Genomic DNA, 17,496 nt, shown 5'->3' on the forward strand with positions numbered 1-17,496 from the left:
TACGCGCTTGCACTCTTATTTCCATGCTGCCAGGAGGTTAATAGTCAAACCTAATATCAAATTTGGTGGCAGTGTCTGTCGACTCTACAATAAGCTTAGCCTTATGTCGGGCTACAATACTATAACATATTGCTAATCCCATACCCATACCTGTATCTTTGGTAGTAAAAAATGGCGTACCTAATTTATCCAGCACTTCCGGCGGTATTTTCTTGCCATCATTTTCCACTGTAAGGATTACTTCCTGATTCACCTGTGAAGTTCTTATTGTAATGGTACCGCCACAGTCAGTCGCTTCAATAGCATTTTTCACTAGGTTTAAGATTACCTGCCTAATCTCTCGGGTATCCAAAGGAATCTCAGCAATTACACCCAGCTCGGTTTGGATGGTTCTGCCTTTTTGGTCAAAGTTAGTACTTAGCAGGGGTAAAAGACCAGTAATTATTTCATTAATATTTGCTTTTGAAAATTCACTGCGTTTATTTTTGGCCATAGTCAAAAATTCAGTTATAATTGTATTGGCCCGGTCAAGTTCTTCAATCATGACAGCGGCCGCATCTGTCATGGTTATACTATCTTTTCGCCTTTGGAAAAGCTGAAGGTACCCCCTAACTGTTGTTAATGGATTTCGTATCTCGTGACCAATACTAGCAGCCATTTGACCAATAAGGTTAAGACGCTCCAGGCGCAACCATTCTCTTTCCAAACATCGACGCTCAGTAATATCCGTAAGTGTAATTAAAGCACACTTATTGATGCCAAAATCTATAATATCTGCTGACATATATGCAGTTTTTCTTTCATGGGAATTTGTAACATAATGGATTTCTTCATTCCTAATCTGTCTATGATCTCGCATTATTTGCCTGAGTTTTACTGCTATGCTGCCACCATCGCCAAGATTAACTGAGCTAATGGTTCCATTAATAATATCATCTCTACTCATACCCGTATTCTCTTGAAAGGCTTTGTTAACATCAACATATTTGCCGGCAAGAGTAACTATCGCCATCATACATGGATTAGTATGAAATAAAATAGTAAAACGTTCTTCTGCACTTTTACGATTATTAAAATAATCTCTTATTGTAGTAAAATAGATTCCTTTAAGAAAATAGAAATACCCTGCTACTTTATATATATGATAGATAATAGGATCAGAATCATTATTATATATTACATAGATTAACTCGCCGATTAATGCCAGGATAACGCCCTGAATAATATAAATCCCAGCTAGGCTCTTGGCAAACCGGTAGCGATAAACTACTATAACAAGGGTAATTGTCCGCAAAAGGCTAATTATATACTCTACATTACTTCTACACTCAGTTGGTAAATTGGGACTGGCAGGTAAAACGGTTGGTAGAAATACAACAGACCGATACCAACTTACTGAAACTACAATACCTATAACTATTAGAAATATGGCAACCGGCTTTAGCGGCTGAATGTTAATTGCCTTATCAGGTTTTGTAAAAATTAAAGTAATCCCTGTTGCTTCCACTATTCGGGCAATAGTCCAAAACCATGTCGCTGCGTCAGGGTTAAGGTCAAATGGCATTCCTGAAAATGAAAGAGTATGAAAACCATCAAATATTCCCACATAAAAAAAGAGTACACTAAACATAAATATATAGCGGGATTTAGTTAAAGGGTATATGACACATCCCAAAATAGTGATAACAAAACAAATAGCTATACTTAAAAACTCCAATAAAATGTGGATAAGCAAAAGAGAATCGGAACTAAAAAATGAAATAAATGTTTTACTATAAAAATCATATAATAGAAAAATAATCAGCGCTATTACAATTAACAATACACTGTTACGCTCATGCTTAGCAATACAGGAAGACAAACCCAACTCCTCCCTCTCTGTATATACATTGATCCTGAACCAATACATATTCCATTGAAATAATCTTCACCTACCCTTATGTTTATATGGACAGTAATAATAACTAACTTTTAAACATTAGACAATAAATTTCAAAATCCTTCCATTTTTTTGAAGCAAATTTCACCACTTTGAGACAAATTCTGTAAAACTAGTGGTCTGACTACATTGAAAGCGTAAAATAATTCACGGATTTTTTCGCAAGGCGAGGCGGAGGACGCTAACTGATTCAGTAAGATCTGCTTTAATGATCCTGTATGATATGGGCCTCTTATTACTTGCACGGGCCGCGCAGATCGGTAATCTGTAAGGCGACTTGGCTTCGAGCACTGTACTGCAGACCGTGTAATGAGCTTTACTGAAGTACTCTAACGGTCAAAACCTTGTCTTTTTACATAACAGAAAGCACTCACAAACAGTGAGTGCTTTTCTTTAACCAGCAACTTCCTACTCTCCCGGGCCCATCCAGCCAAGTACCTTCGGCTGCTACGACCGTCCATAGCACCCCAGCTGCTTCGTTGGCACTGCGGGGCGCCCCCTCCGACATACTTCCAGTACGACTACGGCGGCGTCCTCGCTCCGCCTCGCAGCTGGGGCACTCTGAACGGTCTAAGCCGTTTCGCTTTCTCATAATAAAAAACACTCACTGCAACAGTGAGTGCTTTTCTTGCTAACCAGCAACTTCCTACTCTCCCGGGCCGTTTCCAGCCAAGTACCTTCGGCGTTTGTGGGCTTAACTGCTGTGTTCGGTATGGGAACAGGTGGAGCCCCACAGCTATCGTCACTGGATAAGCAGAGAACCAGGTTTTTAGGAGCATCGCGACGCTAGAACCTGTGTGAATCGCTTAGTTCCAAGCGGAGCGCGGAACCTCCTAATTATCATCATTCCCTGAAAACTTCACAGAAGAAAGATTTGCGCAATAGTAATTTACTGGTTGCCAGTTCGGAGTTACAACATACATTATGGATGTTATCGCTCCGCTCTAACTAAGCGACTCACACATCTTCCCGTTTCGCTTTCGCTCGCGGCAAGCTGGTTCGCTGCTTATGTTTGCACGTCGTGCAAACGAGGTTAAGTCAAGTCCTCGGCCTATTAGTACCAGTCCGCTCCATGAATTGCTCCACTTCCACTCCTGGCCTATCTACCTTGTCTTCTGCAAGGGGCCTTACTTCTTTCGAATGACAGACCTCATCTTAAGGCTGGTTTCACGCTTAGATGCTTTCAGCGTTTATCCTTTCCGGACGTAGCTACCCAGCTCTACCCCTGGCGGGATAACTGGTACACCAGCGGTCCGTCCACTCCGGTCCTCTCGTACTAGGAGCAGTTCCCTTCAAGTCTCTTACGCCCGCGATGGATAGGGACCGAACTGTCTCACGACGTTCTGAACCCAGCTCACGTACCACTTTAATGGGCGAACAGCCCAACCCTTGGGACCTACTTCAGCCCCAGGATGTGATGAGCCGACATCGAGGTGCCAAACCTCCCCGTCGATATGGACTCTTGGGAGAGATTAGCCTGTTATCCCCAGGGTAGCTTTTATCCGTTGAGCGATGGCCCTTCCACTCGGTACCACCGGATCACTAAGCCCGACTTTCGTCCCTGCTCGACTTGTCTGTCTTGCAGTCAAGCTCCCTTCTGCCTTTACACTCTTCGCGCGATTTCCAGCCGCGCTGAGGGAACCTTTGGGCGCCTCCGTTACTCTTTCGGAGGCGACCGCCCCAGTCAAACTGCCCGCCTGACACTGTCCTCAGTTTCGTTACTCCTTGAGTTAGAACTCCAGTAAATAAAGGGTGGTATCCCAACATCGACTCCATACAGACTTGCGTCCGCACTTCCTAGTCTCCCACCTATCCTGTACATCATTTACCAAAACTCAATGTCAGGTTGCAGTAAAGCTCCATGGGGTCTTTCTGTCCAGTCGCGGGTAACCTGCATCTTCACAGGTATTTCAATTTCACCGGGTCCCTCGTTGAGACAGTGCCCAAGTCGTTACACCTTTCGTGCGGGTCGGAACTTACCCGACAAGGAATTTCGCTACCTTAGGACCGTTATAGTTACGGCCGCCGTTTACCGGGGCTTCAATTCAAACCTTCGATTGCTCTAAGCTCTCCTCTTAACCTTCCGGCACCGGGCAGGTGTCAGCACCTATACGTCAGCTTTCGCTTTAGCAGGCACCTGTGTTTGTGGTAAACAGTCGCTTGGGCCTCTTTTTTGCAACTCATTCCCGCTTCGTTCGCTTCTGATCTACACGGTTTACAAGCTCCCCTTTTCCCGAAGTTACGGGGACATTTTGCCGAGTTCCTTAACGAGGGTTCTCCCGCGCACCTTAGGATTCTCTCCCCGCCTACCTGTGTCGGTTTACGGTACGGGCACCTGGTCTCTCACTAGAAGCTTTTCTTGACAGTCTGGGATCAGCAATTTCGCCATTATCTCTAACAGCTGCCCATCACTCCTCAGGTTTTAGCATCACGGATTTGCCTGTGATGCACCCTACAAGCTTAGACGCGAATTTCCATCCTCGCGCTTGCCTACCCTCCTGTGTCACTCCCTCGCTCAATCGATTCCAGGTGGTACTGGACTTTTTACCAGTTGTCCATCGCCTACGCTTTTCGCCTCGGCTTAGGGCCCGACTAACTCTGAGCGGACGATCCTTCCTCAGAAATCCTTAGGCTTTCGGTGGACAAGATTCTCACTTGTCTTTTCGCTACTCATACCGGCATTCTCACTTCTATACTCTCCAGCACTCCTTACGGTATACCTTCTCCGGGTATAGAACGCTCCCCTACCCCTTTTGGATGTTGGACTTCAGACGCTGGATTTTGGATCTTTTATCGCCTGAATGAACTTGCTTGTTTGTTTTCCCAGCCGTTCATACGAATTAAGTATTTCTCTACTTTCTTCTTGGCTTATATATCCTAAATCTTTCACCATTTTTATTAAAACAGTCGTCTCATTGCATGATCCTACTGCTGTGATTAGGAAGTTCCTGAAATCTTGTTGATGTTCTTTCCGTCCATATCCTTCTGCTATGTTTAGCACTACTGATACAGCCGCTCTTCTCATTTGACTTCCTATCTCATAGGTTTCATGCTTTGGAAATTTTGTCGTTAGCTTGTGTATTTTTATGGCCATCTCATAGGCTAACTTATATATTTCTAAGTTCTCATATGACACCTTATACACGTCCTTTTTCTAACGTCCAATGTCCAAAGTCCAACATCCAAAAAGCCATAGCTTCGGTTCCGTACTTTAGCCCCGGACATCTTCGGCGCAGCGACACTCGACCAGTGAGCTATTACGCACTCTTTCAATGGTGGCTGCTTCTAAGCCAACATCCTGGTTGTTTTTGTATCTCCACATCCTTTGCCACTTAGTACGGCATTCGGGACCTTAGCTGATGGTCTGGGCTGTTTCCCTCTTGACCACGGGTCTTATCACTCGTAGTCTGACTCCCAGGGTTCGAGTACATCCATTCGTAGTTTGACAAGGTTCAGTAACCCATTAGGCCCCTAGCCCTATCAGTGCTCTACCGTCTGTACTTAATTTCCTGAGGCTAGCCCTAAAGCTATTTCGGGGAGAACCAGCTATCTCCGCGTTCGATTGGCATTTCACCCCTATCCACAACTCATCCCAAAGCTTTTCAACGCTCACGGGTTCGGTCCTCCACGCATTTTTACCTGCGCTTCAACCTGGCCATGGATAGATCACTGCGGTTTCGGGTCTACAATATCCAACTCTCGCCCTCTTTAGACTCGCTTTCGCTTCGGCTCCGTGTCTGCCACTTAACCTTGCTGGATACTGTAACTCGCCGGTTCATTCTTCAATAGGCACGCCGTCAGCCTCATACGGGCCTTCGACTGCTTGTAGGCATACGGTTTCAGGTTCTCTTTCACTCCCCTCCCGGGGTGCTTTTCACCTTTCCCTCACGGTACTATGCGCTATCGGTCGCCACGAGTATTTTGCCTTGGAGGGTGGTCCCCCCTGCTTCCCACAGGGTTCCTCGTGTCCCGTGGTACTCTGGATTCTGACCCTCAAACTCTGCTTTTCGCCTACAGGGTTGTTACCTTCTGCGACTCATCTTTCCAGATGATTCGGCTAAGCCTGATTTGATTGTTGTCAGTCCTCAACCCCTGTTTGGATGTTGGATGTTAGATTTTAGATGTTGGAAGTCTAAGAATATTTTACGTTCCTTTTATCCAATGTCCTATGTCTAATCTCCAACATCCAAACAGGTTTGGGCTCTTCCCCGTTCGCTCGCCGCTACTTAGGGAATCTCGCACTGTTGGCCCTTTGGGGGCCTCCAGCATTAGCAGCCTTGCGGCTGCGTCATTTGATTACTTTTCCTCCGGGTACTTAGATGTTTCAGTTCCCCGGGTGCCCCCCTAACCTAAGTTAGGTAATGGTGCATGACCACCATTGGGTTCCCCCATTCGGAGACTCATGGATCAGGGCCTGCTTGCGGCTCCCCATGACTTTTCGCAGCTTACCGCGTCCTTCTTCGGCTCTTGGCGCCTAGGCATCCACCGTATGCCCTTACTAACTTGACTTCTTGCTCCGACTGTCTATAAGCCGCCATCTGCGTTGTTGCTCCTCAACCCGATTGTTTGCGTACGCGAGTACGCGGCACGGCTCGGGTTTCCGGGGCGCCTAGCAGCTGACACCTTCTAGCCAGTCTCCGCCTCAACTTAAACTTAGCTTGTGACTAAGATTAAGTCATTTACATAAATCCTAATTGCGCTTCGTTAAGTTACTTCACATATTTGCATATGAGAGGTAATTTTACTTTTGCTTTCTTCTGTGCAGTTTTCAAGGAACATGTTTTCAGGAATATCTATGTTAGCATCGTTGCTTGTGTTTTGCAACAAGTAACTTTTACTAACACAGCCATTCCCTCAAAACCAAACAATGTAAATTTAATGCATCTGCCAAATGTACCGACCTGGAATGGAGCTCGCTTAATGATGTTCTTCGCTTACGCTCAGAACTAAGCGATTCGCACCAATCAGACTTCGCCTCGCGGCTCGCCTTCTTGGGCTCTCTGCTTATCCCTAGAAAGGAGGTGATCCAGCCGCACCTTCCGATACGGCTACCTTGTTACGACTTCACCCCAATCATCGGCCCCACCTTAGACGGCTAGCCCCTGTCTGGATATTGGACGTTAGATGGTGGATGTTGGATTATGGTAGAATACTGCGTATTCTGTTCATCCAATGTCTAAAATCTAAAGTCTAATATCCAGACCGGTTACCCCACCGGCTTCGGGTGTGACTGACTTTCGTGGTGTGACGGGCGGTGTGTACAAGGCCCGGGAACGTATTCACCGCAGTATGCTGACCTGCGATTACTAGCGATTCCGACTTCACGGAGGCGAGTTGCAGCCTCCGATCCGAACTGAGAGCTTATTTCTGCGTTTTGCTTACCTTCGCAGGCTTGCTTCGCTTTGTTTAAGCCCATTGTAGTACGTGTGTAGCCCAGGACATTAGGGGCATGATGACTTGACGTCATCCCCGCCTTCCTCCGCATTCTCTGCGGCAGTCTCCCTTGAGTTCCCGCCTTTACGCGCTGGCAACAAAGGATAAGGGTTGCGCTCGTTGCGGGACTTAACCCAACATCTCACGACACGAGCTGACGACAGCCATGCACCACCTGTTTTCGCGTATCCGTAGATAGGGATTCATCTCTGAACCTTTCGCTCAATGTCAAGCCCTGGTAAGGTTCTTCGCGTTGCGTCGAATTAAACCACATACTCCACCGCTTGTGCGGGCCCCCGTCAATTCCTTTGAGTTTCAACCTTGCGGCCGTACTCCCCAGGCGGGGTACTTATTGCGTTAACTCCGGCACAGAAGGGGTCGATACCCTCTACACCTAGTACCCATCGTTTACGGCCAGGACTACCGGGGTATCTAATCCCGTTCGCTCCCCTGGCTTTCGCGCCTCAGTGTCAGACACAGTCCAGAAAGTCGCCTTCGCCACTGGTGTTCCTCCCAATATCTACGCATTTCACCGCTACACTGGGAATTCCACTTTCCTCTCCTGCACTCAAGCCTGGCAGTTTCCTGCGCCCATACGAAGTTGAGCTTCGCACTTAGACACACGACTTACCAGGCCACCTACACGCCCTTTACGCCCAATAATTCCGGACAACGCTTGCCACCTACGTATTACCGCGGCTGCTGGCACGTAGTTAGCCGTGGCTTCCTCCTTTGGTACCGTCATTACCCTATATTATTCACATAGGATACGTTCGTCCCAAACGACAGAGCTTTACGACCCGAAGGCCTTCTTCACTCACGCGGCGTTGCTCCGTCAGACTTTCGTCCATTGCGGAAGATTCCCCACTGCTGCCTCCCGTAGGAGTCTGGGCCGTGTCTCAGTCCCAGTGTGGCCGTTCATCCTCTCAGACCGGCTACTGATCGTCGCCTTGGTGAGCCGTTACCTCACCAACCAGCTAATCAGACGCAGACCCATCTCTTAGCGATAGCTTCTTCAGAGTGGCCATCTTTCTTAACTCCGTTATGCAACCGAGTTACCACATTCGGTATTAGCACCACTTTCGCGGTGTTGTCCCCAGCTAAGAGGCAGGTTGTCTACGCGTTACTCACCCGTTCGCCACTAAGTAGTTATTGCTAACTACTCCGTTCGACTTGCATGTGTTAGGCACGCCGCCAGCGTTCGTCCTGAGCCAGGATCAAACTCTCCAATAAAGTGTATAGTCGGTTACGACTATATATATTGAAGCCGTTTATCGGCTCAATTAAATCAAATTTGTGTTGGTTGTGCTGCAAGCAGCACACCGCACATCTGGCATTTGTATGATGCATTTCTTTACATTGTTCAGTTTTCAGGGAACGACGCGCATGGATGCGCTAGGATCACGGGCGTATCAGGACGATACGCTTGGCCCGGGACCGACGCGCATGGATGCGCTAGGATCACAGACGTATCAGGACGATACGCTTGGCCCGGGACCGACGTGCACGGATGCACTAGTGTCACGGGCGTATCATGGACGATACGCTTGGCCCGGGACCGTTGTTCTTTGCTGCGCTATGTTACTGCTGAATGCGACAGCTTTTATATACTATCACGTCTATTCCATTGTGTCAATAACAATTTTGAGCTTTACCTATGAATTCAATTTGGCAATTATTTAATTATGGTTAATACCTTATTTAATATATAAACCAGTTATTATATATTGCACAGTTTTTTCCCCTAACCAAACAACTCCCTTTTTTACAGCCTGCATTTGCGGATATCTAACATAAAAACAAACAGCCTGACCTTGTCTTAAACCAGGCTGTTTTTCTCCATTACCAGAAGGTACGTGGCATAATTCGTTCCAGTGGCCAGACCGGATTACCCATACAATCAGCGGGGCCAATTTTCTCAGCGATCTCAGCTATTGCGGCAGTAGCTACTACAGGTATGCCTATACGGCAGGCAGCCTCGCTGATGACCTGAGCGCCACGCTGGACAATTTCAACAGTAGTTTCTTCAGCCATGTGAGTATTATTGAGTACGGCATCAACCCTTCCCAGGGTTGCGACATATTCTAAAATATTATCTACAGTTGAGGTAAAAGGGCGTGACATATTAAGTACAGCAATAATTTTAAGATAGGGGTTCTCAAATGCGCCTTCTACCAGATTAAAAATCCTCGCACCATGTACGCCATAGCCGACGTCCATAATGATATTGCCTTTACGCCGCAATACCCAACGCATTGAGCCTTTAATGACACTGCCTGCTTCTCCTAGTCCCATGGTATCATGAGTTTCCCATGCCACTACATCAAGCCCCTGATCCTCGAGTTCCTTCTTGATCGGCCGCAGAGTATAGCAAGGCTCAACCGTATCCAAATCAACAAGAGTAACAGGCAAACCCTGTTTGTTAAGATAAATAGCCCTGTTTACAGCATTTTCACTTTTACCGCTGGCATATTCGCCGACATAGGCTTCAATAATTGGTTCAGTTAAATGCACTGTTTTTACAGTATCCACCGCTTAATACACTCCTTGCCCATGCAATTATAAGCTACAGGCTTTCTCTGTGCGCAAATTTAAACCTCATCTGGCTAATTAATAAATATTTTAAACAATATCAACAAAACAACCCCCGGTAAACCCAAAAAACCTGCTACAAGCGCAGTAATGGCGTTAATACCAATCGTAAACCCGAAGTATCCGCCCACAAGATTAACAACCCAGAGCATAATCCCCCCCACTAAACCGTTATATATCAGTTTAAACACCAGTTTTATGGGCATTAAAAACATCCGGCCGATAAGGTAGATTAAAATAATACCGAATGCATAGGCAATAATAACATTAAATTCTAAACCTGCCGGTAAAAGCTGCATCTCCTCACGCCCCTTCAGAACTAGCTTTGTTTTAATTTTACCATCTAGAATACTCTGCGTATAGTTCCCGCATCAGAAATTTCTGCTATACTGACGGCCAAAGGATATCGAACACCTTCCTGCCGGGCTTGTCTGAGCAAATACATATATCTGCGTTCACAGGCTTTAGTCAGATAAATAGCATAATCGATTAAATCGGAATCAGTAACTGAATTATAATAATTCTGAGCATACAACCAGTCCCGCCGGGCCTGATCCACTACCTCCGCCAGACCGGGCAGACTCTTACCTCCAGAATGTTCGGTATCCCACAAACCCAATAGTTGCCGCCATGCCACCATCATTATCCCTCCACTAAGTAACTTAGCTGAATGTGATAAGTTACCACATTCTGCTTACAGACAATATATGTCGGCCAGTCCAAAATAATGAAAAAATACCGGAATCAAGATTCCGGTATTAGACATGCAGCTTAATTGAATGGTGCATAACGAACCCCTTCATACCGTGCGCGCTTTAACAAATATGTATATTTCTTTTCAGCAGCGTGAATAAGAAAAGTAGCATGATCGACTAAATCAACATCAGAGACATTGTTGTAGTAGTTTTGGGCACTCAGCCATTCCTGTCTTGCTTGCTCAATCTGTTGGGCCAAAGGCGGAATACGAGGAACAATCGTTACATTTTGTGGTATAAAACCATTGATAATGTTCATTAACACTGTCTTCATTTTATCTCCTCCCTGTTATAGTATTCCCATAAACAGGCAGGATAAACAGTGGCTTTACATTTCCCTGCGGTTTTCTAGCGCTTTGGACAACGTGACCTCATCAGCATATTCAAGGTCTCCCCCCACCGGCAAACCGTGAGCAATGCGAGTGACTTTAACACCAAGCTGCTTAAGCAGCTTGGCAATATACATAGCCGTAGCCTCGCCTTCGACATTAGGATTAGTCGCCATAATTACTTCCTGAATCCCCCGGTTGATCCGGTCTAAAAGCTCTTTCACCTTGATATCGTCAGGGCCCACGCCCTCAAGCGGCGACAGTGATCCATGTAATACATGGTATAAACCGTTAAATTCACGGGTACGTTCCATTGCCGTCACATCTTTAGGGTCTTCGACAACACATACAAGCGACTTATCCCGCCCTTCAGAGCGACAAATCTGACAAGGATCAGAATCTGTCAAATCAAAACAAACCGTACAATAACTAACCCGCTCTTTGGCATCGATAATCGCTTGTGACAAAGCAAGTACCTGGCTTTTATCCATTTTCAGCACATGATAGGCAAGGCGGGCCGCAGATTTAGGTCCAATCCCCGGCAAACGGCGAAAATGCTCAATTAACCTGGCAATTGGCGCAATATAGCTCATAAATTAAAACATTCCTGGTGGCAGATTAAGACCGCCGGTTAATTTCCCCATCTCCTGGGCCATCATATCATCTACCTTGGTCATGGCCTCATTAACAGCAGCCGCAACCAAATCCTCCAGCATTTCCACATCCTCAGGGTCAACGGCAGAAGGAGAAATTTTTACAGACTGAATTCTCTTTTCCCCGGTAACTACGACTTTAACTGCGCCACCCCCGGTGGATACTTCGATGGTCCGGGATTTAAGCTCTTCCTGAAGTTTGGCCATATCCCCCTGCAATTTTTGAACCTTTTTCATCATTCCAGCCATATTTCCCATATTTCCAAACATGTGTCAGCCTCCTAATTTTTTTTTTCTTCCTCTATCTTTACTATTGTACCGCCAAACATCATTTGGGCCTGTTTGACAGCCGGGTGATTAATACCAGGATCAGGCTGCACAGCAGTTACCGGCAGTGATGCTTTTGGTTTGGCAGCAGGTGTATCCTGTCCCAGTACACAAATAATTTTTACTTGTTGCCCGGTAACCTGAGCAAGCGCTTTTTCAACGATTGCCCGGTAATCGTCTTTTTCTGTCCGTTCTTTCGGAAAAGTGGCAGAAAAACGTACCGTTGCCTGATTATCAGCAAGAGCTATTAAGTGACCTTGCATCACACAGGCGTGTACCGACCGCTTACCACTAGCTAAGAGTTCTTTGAGCACAGCTGCCCATATCTCATTTAAATTGCTTATATTACCTGCCGCGTCAGAAGGAGGCGGCGGTATAACAGGTTCAGCCCCCACCGGTGGCGCCCCAGCCGGCCGGGGAGATTTCGGAGCCTGCCGGGGCAGCTCAGATGAGCTAGCGACCGGCTTGAGCGGCGTAGGCGGCGCCGGCGCCGGCTGCGGGCTTACATTGGCGGGACTTGCCTCCACCACCGCCGTTTGGTTGGTAAAACGAGACTCGAGCACGGCAATCCGCTCAATTAAAGCAGCAATATCTGTACTTACCGCCCGCCGGCATAATGTAATAAGTGCCATTTCCACAGCAATACGCGGTTCAGCCGCCCATTTTGTCTCGTTCGCGGTCGAATGCAAAAGCTCTAGCATCGCCACTAGTTCCTGATGAGAAAATTTGGCACTTTGGGCAGCTAATACTGATTTATCCTCACTGTACATTTCAATGTTTTCAATAGCGGGAGCAGCTTTAAACAACATCAGGCTGCGGGCATGTAGTGCCATTTCAACAAGCAATTGACGTACATCTTTCCCTAGATTAATAACTTCGTCGAGTTTGAGCAGCAAGCTGTGAGTATCACGTTCAGCTATTGCATCGGTTAGCTGCCACACCCATTCATGGCCAATTAATCCCAGCAATTGTCTAACATGGGCAGCCGTTATCAAACCGCTGCTATCCAAAGCAGCGCATTGATCCAAAATGCTGAGAGCATCACGCAGACCGCCGTCAGCCTGAACGGCAATCAGCTTAAGTGCCTCAGGTTCCACCTGTAAATCAGTGTGTTTTGCAACTAGCGCTAACCGCTGCTCAATTTCTCTTACACCTATGCGGCGGAAATCATAGCGTTGGCAGCGAGAGTGAATTGTCGCGGGAATCTTATGCGGCTCAGTTGTGGCTAGAACAAACACTACGTGGCCAGGCGGTTCCTCCAGCGTCTTCAGCAGCGCATTAAAGGCCTCTGTCGTTAACATATGGACTTCATCAATTATGTATACTTTATAACGCCCGTCTACCGGTGAAAATTTAACTGTTTCTCTGAGATCACGAATTTCGTCAATGCCCCGGTTGGAGGCCGCATCTACCTCAAAAACATCCATTGATGTGCCGGTGGTGATCTTTTCACAATTAGGGCAGGCGTTACAGGGGATAGCGGTAGGGCCCTGTTGACAATTTAGCGACTTCGCCAATATTTTGGCTGTAGTCGTTTTCCCTGTCCCCCGCGGCCCGGCAAACAAATAGGCGTGGGCAATCTTACCGGAGACAATCGCATTTTTCAGAGTTATACTAATATGATCCTGACCGACTAAACTGCCAAAATCCTGCGGTCGCCACTTTCGATACAATGCCACATAAGTCATTCCCACACCTCCTTGCCTTACAAGATTGTTATATTCCACACCAGTAAAATGTTTCCCTTTTTCGGGAAAATAATTAATATAAAAAGCCTGTTAGCGCATCAGTCTGCAAACTTCTTCCTTATTTATATATATAGCAAAAAAGCAGCCCTGCGTTGGCTACTTTCAATAAATCTATAGCTTTCAGTTAGTAAACAAATAGCTTTTGTTTTCCACGACGGGCCATAGCAGCAGCCAGGCACCCTTACGGCACATAAAAATGATCACTTAGCGCTGCTTCCTTCCGGATCTGACGCGGTTCATGAGTTCCTATTGCGTAAGACCCGGCACTGCTGTAGCCCGGCCTAGAAAACAAAAAGCCGTTTTAGGCGGCCTCGCGCTTGTAGAAGTTATGGCGGAGAGAGAGGGATTCGAACCCTCGGTACAGTTTCCCGTACACACGCTTTCCAGGCGTGCTCCTTCAACCACTCGGACATCTCTCCGTGTGCTCTCAACAGAAATTCATTATATACTATTCAACCAGACAATGCAAGCGCCATTTTATTACATATAACAGATATAACAGCATACTGCACAAGATCTAATCAGCCTTTGCCAGATACTTTTTAATTATAACTAGTGCTCAAAGCCTTGTCAAGCTGCTGGCAAAAACGAATTTGAGCAGCTTCTTGTCTAGTTTTTTTAATACAACACCAGTTAGACAAATCTAACGGGGGTAATATCTGCTTAGCAAAAAATCTTATTAATAATTATACTATCCGCAGGATCGCAACTTTCTATTATCTATCTTAACTGCCTATTACCGGCTAAGGCACGAGTAAAGTCCAACCCCTTGCTTAAGGGTTGGACCTTTACACCAAAATTCCAAATACAAAAAGTGCCCAAATTACGCTTGAACTCCACCTTGTTGCCGTTCTGCGATTAAATCTTCCAGACGTTCTTTTTGACGCATCAACTCGTCTATCGGAATTTCACCTACTCCCTGGGCAGTCGCCACTGGAGCAGCCGGCGCCACAATACGCATTGATTGTTCCGACATCAGCTTGTACCCAAATGCCCCAGCAATAGAGCCAACAACCAAACCTATCCAAAAGTCAGTTCTTGTAAACATCTATGTTCACCTCCTTTCCCTCCATCTACCACCGCTTTTTATGAGCCACTAAAATCCGAGCACTATTAAGCACTACCCCAATAGTCGCCGCATTATGAATAAGAGCTGAAATCATCGGATTGGTTCGCCCAATCGCCCCCAGTAACATTGCTGCCGTATTGACAGCAATGGTGGCAGTAAAGTTCTGCTGCACAATCTTCATCGTCTGCTTCCCTAATGCAACTACCTCCGACAGTACCAGCGGATCCTCTGAATTGATAGTAATAGCAGCTGACTCTACAGCAATATCGGTTCGCCGTCCGCCCATAGCTACGCCTACATCGGCAAAGGCCAAAGCAGGAGCATCATTAATGCCATCACCTACCATCAGGACCTGAGACCGCCTCTTTATCCGATTCACCAGCGTTGCTTTGTCCTCCGGCAGAACCTCGGCATAATGAGCGTCAAGATCCAGTGCGGCGGCAACATGTTTTGCTACAGGTTCAGTATCACCGGTAATCATGACAACCTCATCAACCCCCTGGCGCCGCAACTGATTAATTGTCTTTTTCAGATTAGGGCGTATAGGGTCACTGACCACCAGCAGACCCAACAACGCTTGATCTCTCGCCACATAGACCAGATTATAGCCGCATTCTGCCCCTGGATCATCGCCAAAGCCCCGGCCTTCAAGCTTGTACTCCTCCATAAACCGCCAACTGCCAACCAAAATCCGTCCGCCGCGAATATCCTCAAAATCAGGGACTTCAGCCCAAATACCGCGGGCAATGATAGTTTCAGTACTGCTGTGCGGCGGGATCTCCCAGCCTTGTGTTTCCACATGATCCAGGATAGCGCAAGCCAAGGGGTGAGCGGAATGTAATTCCGCCGAAGCGGCCAAAAGCAGCAGCTCCCGCTCAGTAATGCCTGGTGCAGTTTTAACAGCGACAATTTGCGGCTTACCAACAGTAATTGTACCGGTCTTATCCATCACCACCGTATCGATGCCAGCCAAGGCCTCCACATAATTGCCGCCTTTAATCAGTACCCCCCTGCTGGCCGCCCGCCCAATCGCCGCCGAAATAGCAGTGGCGGTAGACAGTTTCAGGCCACAGGAAAAATCAATAAACAGCATATTGAGTACACGCTGCCAGTCCTTGGTAGCCCCATAAACCAAACCGGCGGCAATAAAGGATATGGGTACCAGCATATTGGCCATCCGGTCAGCAAAATTTTGCACCGGCGCCCGGCGGGCCTGCGCCTCTTCCACCATATGCACAATACGTGCTAAGGCCGTATCGTCCCCCATTTTCTCTACCACGATCTCCAGAAAACCATTTTGAAGTACAGTGCCGGCATAAACATAATCACCGGCATTTTTTTCGGCAGGTATGTATTCACCGGTAATTGATGATTGGTCTACAGCTGCTGCCCCGGATAACACCCGGCCGTCAACACAAATTTTTTCTCCGAGATGTACACCAACCCGGTCTCCCGGCTTGAGGCTTTCCACGGCCACACGGACTTCATGGCCGTCTTCCTCGATCTTCCAGATATATTGCTGATCAAGCCGCAAGAGTGTGGAAATATGCTTACGGGCCCTCTCCGCAGTATAAGTAGTCAGCATCTCGGCAAAATTAGAAAGAGCCAGGAGCGTCAGGCTCGATTCGGGTTTTCCGCCTAAAATCGAGGCCATTACTGCAGTTGTCGTCAGCGTGTCAGCATTAGGCTGCCGTTCAACCAACAAGCTGCGCACCCCGCTGGCAATAAATTTCCGGGCTACAAAAAGAACAAAGGCACTACGCCCCCAATAAACAGCAGTGAAGGCTGCCGGCATAGCCATACGCAGCAATTGCAGCCCCACCAGACCGGCGCCTGCCAGTATTGCGTCCCGGCGATATTCAATGAACGAAGTATTTTCCTCGCCATTATACTGCTTAACGGCGACAGCCTGAACCGGACGATCCGGACGACCTGCATTCTGAATTTTTGCCACTATAGCCGACATATCTAACTGCCCGGCAAAATATACAGTCAGCTTGCCAGTGTCACCAACAAAGGCACTTCTAACAGCCGGGATTTTCCGTATACTAATCTCCAAAAGTGTTTTTTGTTGTGCAGATAAAGCCTTATTTACAGGCAAAGTAACATATCGGTATCCCATCAGTGACGTCCTCTCAGCAGAGAGTAGGCCCACCATATCATCTGTGGTCCTGATGGACGCTGGCCAAGATTCCATATTTTGGCCCCTCCGCGCACTAGCATCAATAACGCCATAATTGTACGCAAATCCAAGGTACTTGCGGTATTCTGAAATATTGTACGGTTCATTCGCCGGAAAAAACGTTGAATCTCCATGCCAATCCTGCCATAATCGGATCGTGGCCCCGGCAGCCTGTGCAGTTGCTCAAGGTACTCCATCACTAGGTCAAGGTGTTCCTCCGGTAATGTGTATTCTACAAGCAGACTGCCTGTTTCCGGGCTTACCTTAACCTGGGAAATTCCCTGGATACCGGCTAAATGGCGCTGCCATTCCAACCCCAGCTCCTTGTTTTGCAGCAGATCCTCATGCTGATACCGCCGCCGGCCTGGCAAAGCATGCACTAAAGAAAAGCCGTCTCTACGCAGCAGTTGATGGAGCTGACGTCCGGCAGAAATACCTAAAGCTAATCCGGTAAGATAAGTCATTTTGC

The 17,496-nt window shown here is 47.1% G+C and carries 11 protein-coding genes, 1 tRNA gene and 3 rRNA genes; all 15 read right to left on the reverse strand.

Features of this window, described 5'->3' with window-relative positions:
• Positions 1-37 precede the first annotated feature (37 nt).
• Positions 38-1,861 carry an MASE3 domain-containing protein gene (locus SPTER_RS21265; protein WP_170233358.1) on the reverse strand — a complete coding sequence of 608 codons (1,824 nt, stop codon included), beginning with the start codon at positions 1,859-1,861 and terminating at the stop codon, positions 38-40.
• Positions 1,862-2,572: 711 nt separating this feature from the next.
• Positions 2,573-2,689 (reverse strand): 5S ribosomal RNA (gene rrf, locus SPTER_RS21270).
• 284 nt (positions 2,690-2,973) lie between these two features.
• Positions 2,974-6,448 (reverse strand): 23S ribosomal RNA (locus SPTER_RS21275).
• A 505-nt stretch (positions 6,449-6,953) separates the two neighbouring features.
• Positions 6,954-8,605: ribosomal RNA gene (locus SPTER_RS21280) — 16S ribosomal RNA — on the reverse strand.
• Together the 16S, 23S and 5S rRNA genes form the textbook arrangement of a ribosomal RNA operon.
• A 609-nt stretch (positions 8,606-9,214) precedes the next feature.
• Positions 9,215-9,904, reverse strand: coding sequence for a hypothetical protein (locus tag SPTER_RS21285; protein WP_246105384.1), 690 nt, complete (start codon positions 9,902-9,904; stop codon positions 9,215-9,217).
• A 74-nt stretch (positions 9,905-9,978) separates the two neighbouring features.
• On the reverse strand, positions 9,979-10,263 hold the full coding sequence (locus SPTER_RS21290) for a pro-sigmaK processing inhibitor BofA family protein (protein ID WP_144352229.1): 285 nt from the start codon (positions 10,261-10,263) through the stop codon (positions 9,979-9,981).
• A 44-nt stretch (positions 10,264-10,307) separates the two neighbouring features.
• The gene (locus tag SPTER_RS21295) at positions 10,308-10,607 is read right to left on the reverse strand and encodes a YaaL family protein (protein WP_144352230.1); all 300 of its coding nucleotides are present in this window, start codon (positions 10,605-10,607) and stop codon (positions 10,308-10,310) included.
• A 128-nt stretch (positions 10,608-10,735) separates the two neighbouring features.
• Positions 10,736-10,993, reverse strand: coding sequence for a YaaL family protein (locus SPTER_RS21300; RefSeq protein ID WP_144352231.1), 258 nt, complete (start codon positions 10,991-10,993; stop codon positions 10,736-10,738).
• A gap of 54 nt (positions 10,994-11,047) precedes the next feature.
• Positions 11,048-11,641, reverse strand: coding sequence for a recombination mediator RecR (recR, locus tag SPTER_RS21305; RefSeq protein WP_144352232.1), 594 nt, complete (start codon positions 11,639-11,641; stop codon positions 11,048-11,050).
• 3 nt (positions 11,642-11,644) lie between these two features.
• On the reverse strand, positions 11,645-11,971 hold the full coding sequence (locus SPTER_RS21310) for a YbaB/EbfC family nucleoid-associated protein (protein ID WP_144352233.1): 327 nt from the start codon (positions 11,969-11,971) through the stop codon (positions 11,645-11,647).
• Between the two features lie 11 nt (positions 11,972-11,982).
• Positions 11,983-13,716, reverse strand: coding sequence for a DNA polymerase III subunit gamma/tau (gene dnaX / locus SPTER_RS21315; protein WP_144352234.1), 1,734 nt, complete (start codon positions 13,714-13,716; stop codon positions 11,983-11,985).
• Between the two features lie 389 nt (positions 13,717-14,105).
• Positions 14,106-14,195 (reverse strand) — tRNA-Ser (locus tag SPTER_RS21325).
• 404 nt (positions 14,196-14,599) lie between these two features.
• Positions 14,600-14,824: a 50S ribosomal protein L9 gene (locus SPTER_RS21330; protein ID WP_144352235.1), complete on the reverse strand. Its 225-nt coding sequence runs from the start codon at positions 14,822-14,824 to the stop codon at positions 14,600-14,602.
• A gap of 25 nt (positions 14,825-14,849) precedes the next feature.
• Positions 14,850-16,967: a heavy metal translocating P-type ATPase gene (locus SPTER_RS21335; protein WP_144352236.1), complete on the reverse strand. Its 2,118-nt coding sequence runs from the start codon at positions 16,965-16,967 to the stop codon at positions 14,850-14,852.
• Positions 16,967-17,491, reverse strand: a complete 525-nt coding sequence (locus SPTER_RS21340; RefSeq protein ID WP_144352237.1) for an HMA2 domain-containing protein — start codon at positions 17,489-17,491, stop codon at positions 16,967-16,969. The genes SPTER_RS21335 and SPTER_RS21340 overlap by 1 nt, the downstream gene beginning before the upstream one ends.
• Between the last annotated feature and the right edge of the window lie 5 nt (positions 17,492-17,496).

Origin of the sequence: Sporomusa termitida (assembly GCF_007641255.1) — a bacterium.
In the GTDB taxonomy this organism is placed as follows: domain Bacteria; phylum Bacillota; class Negativicutes; order Sporomusales; family Sporomusaceae; genus Sporomusa; species Sporomusa termitida.

Excerpts from the sequence above, each read along its gene's own strand:
- SPTER_RS21290 (WP_144352229.1), bottom strand. The coding sequence starts at position 10,263 with ATGCAGCTTTTACCGGCAGGTTTAGAATTTAATGTTATTATTGCCTAT.
- SPTER_RS21295 (WP_144352230.1), bottom strand. The coding sequence starts at position 10,607 with ATGATGGTGGCATGGCGGCAACTATTGGGTTTGTGGGATACCGAACAT.
- SPTER_RS21300 (WP_144352231.1), bottom strand. The coding sequence starts at position 10,993 with ATGAAGACAGTGTTAATGAACATTATCAATGGTTTTATACCACAAAAT.
- recR (WP_144352232.1), bottom strand. The coding sequence starts at position 11,641 with ATGAGCTATATTGCGCCAATTGCCAGGTTAATTGAGCATTTTCGCCGT.
- SPTER_RS21310 (WP_144352233.1), bottom strand. The coding sequence starts at position 11,971 with ATGTTTGGAAATATGGGAAATATGGCTGGAATGATGAAAAAGGTTCAA.
- dnaX (WP_144352234.1), bottom strand. The coding sequence starts at position 13,716 with ATGACTTATGTGGCATTGTATCGAAAGTGGCGACCGCAGGATTTTGGC.
- SPTER_RS21330 (WP_144352235.1), bottom strand. The coding sequence starts at position 14,824 with ATGTTTACAAGAACTGACTTTTGGATAGGTTTGGTTGTTGGCTCTATT.
- SPTER_RS21335 (WP_144352236.1), bottom strand. The coding sequence starts at position 16,967 with ATGGGATACCGATATGTTACTTTGCCTGTAAATAAGGCTTTATCTGCA.
- SPTER_RS21340 (WP_144352237.1), bottom strand. The coding sequence starts at position 17,491 with ATGACTTATCTTACCGGATTAGCTTTAGGTATTTCTGCCGGACGTCAG.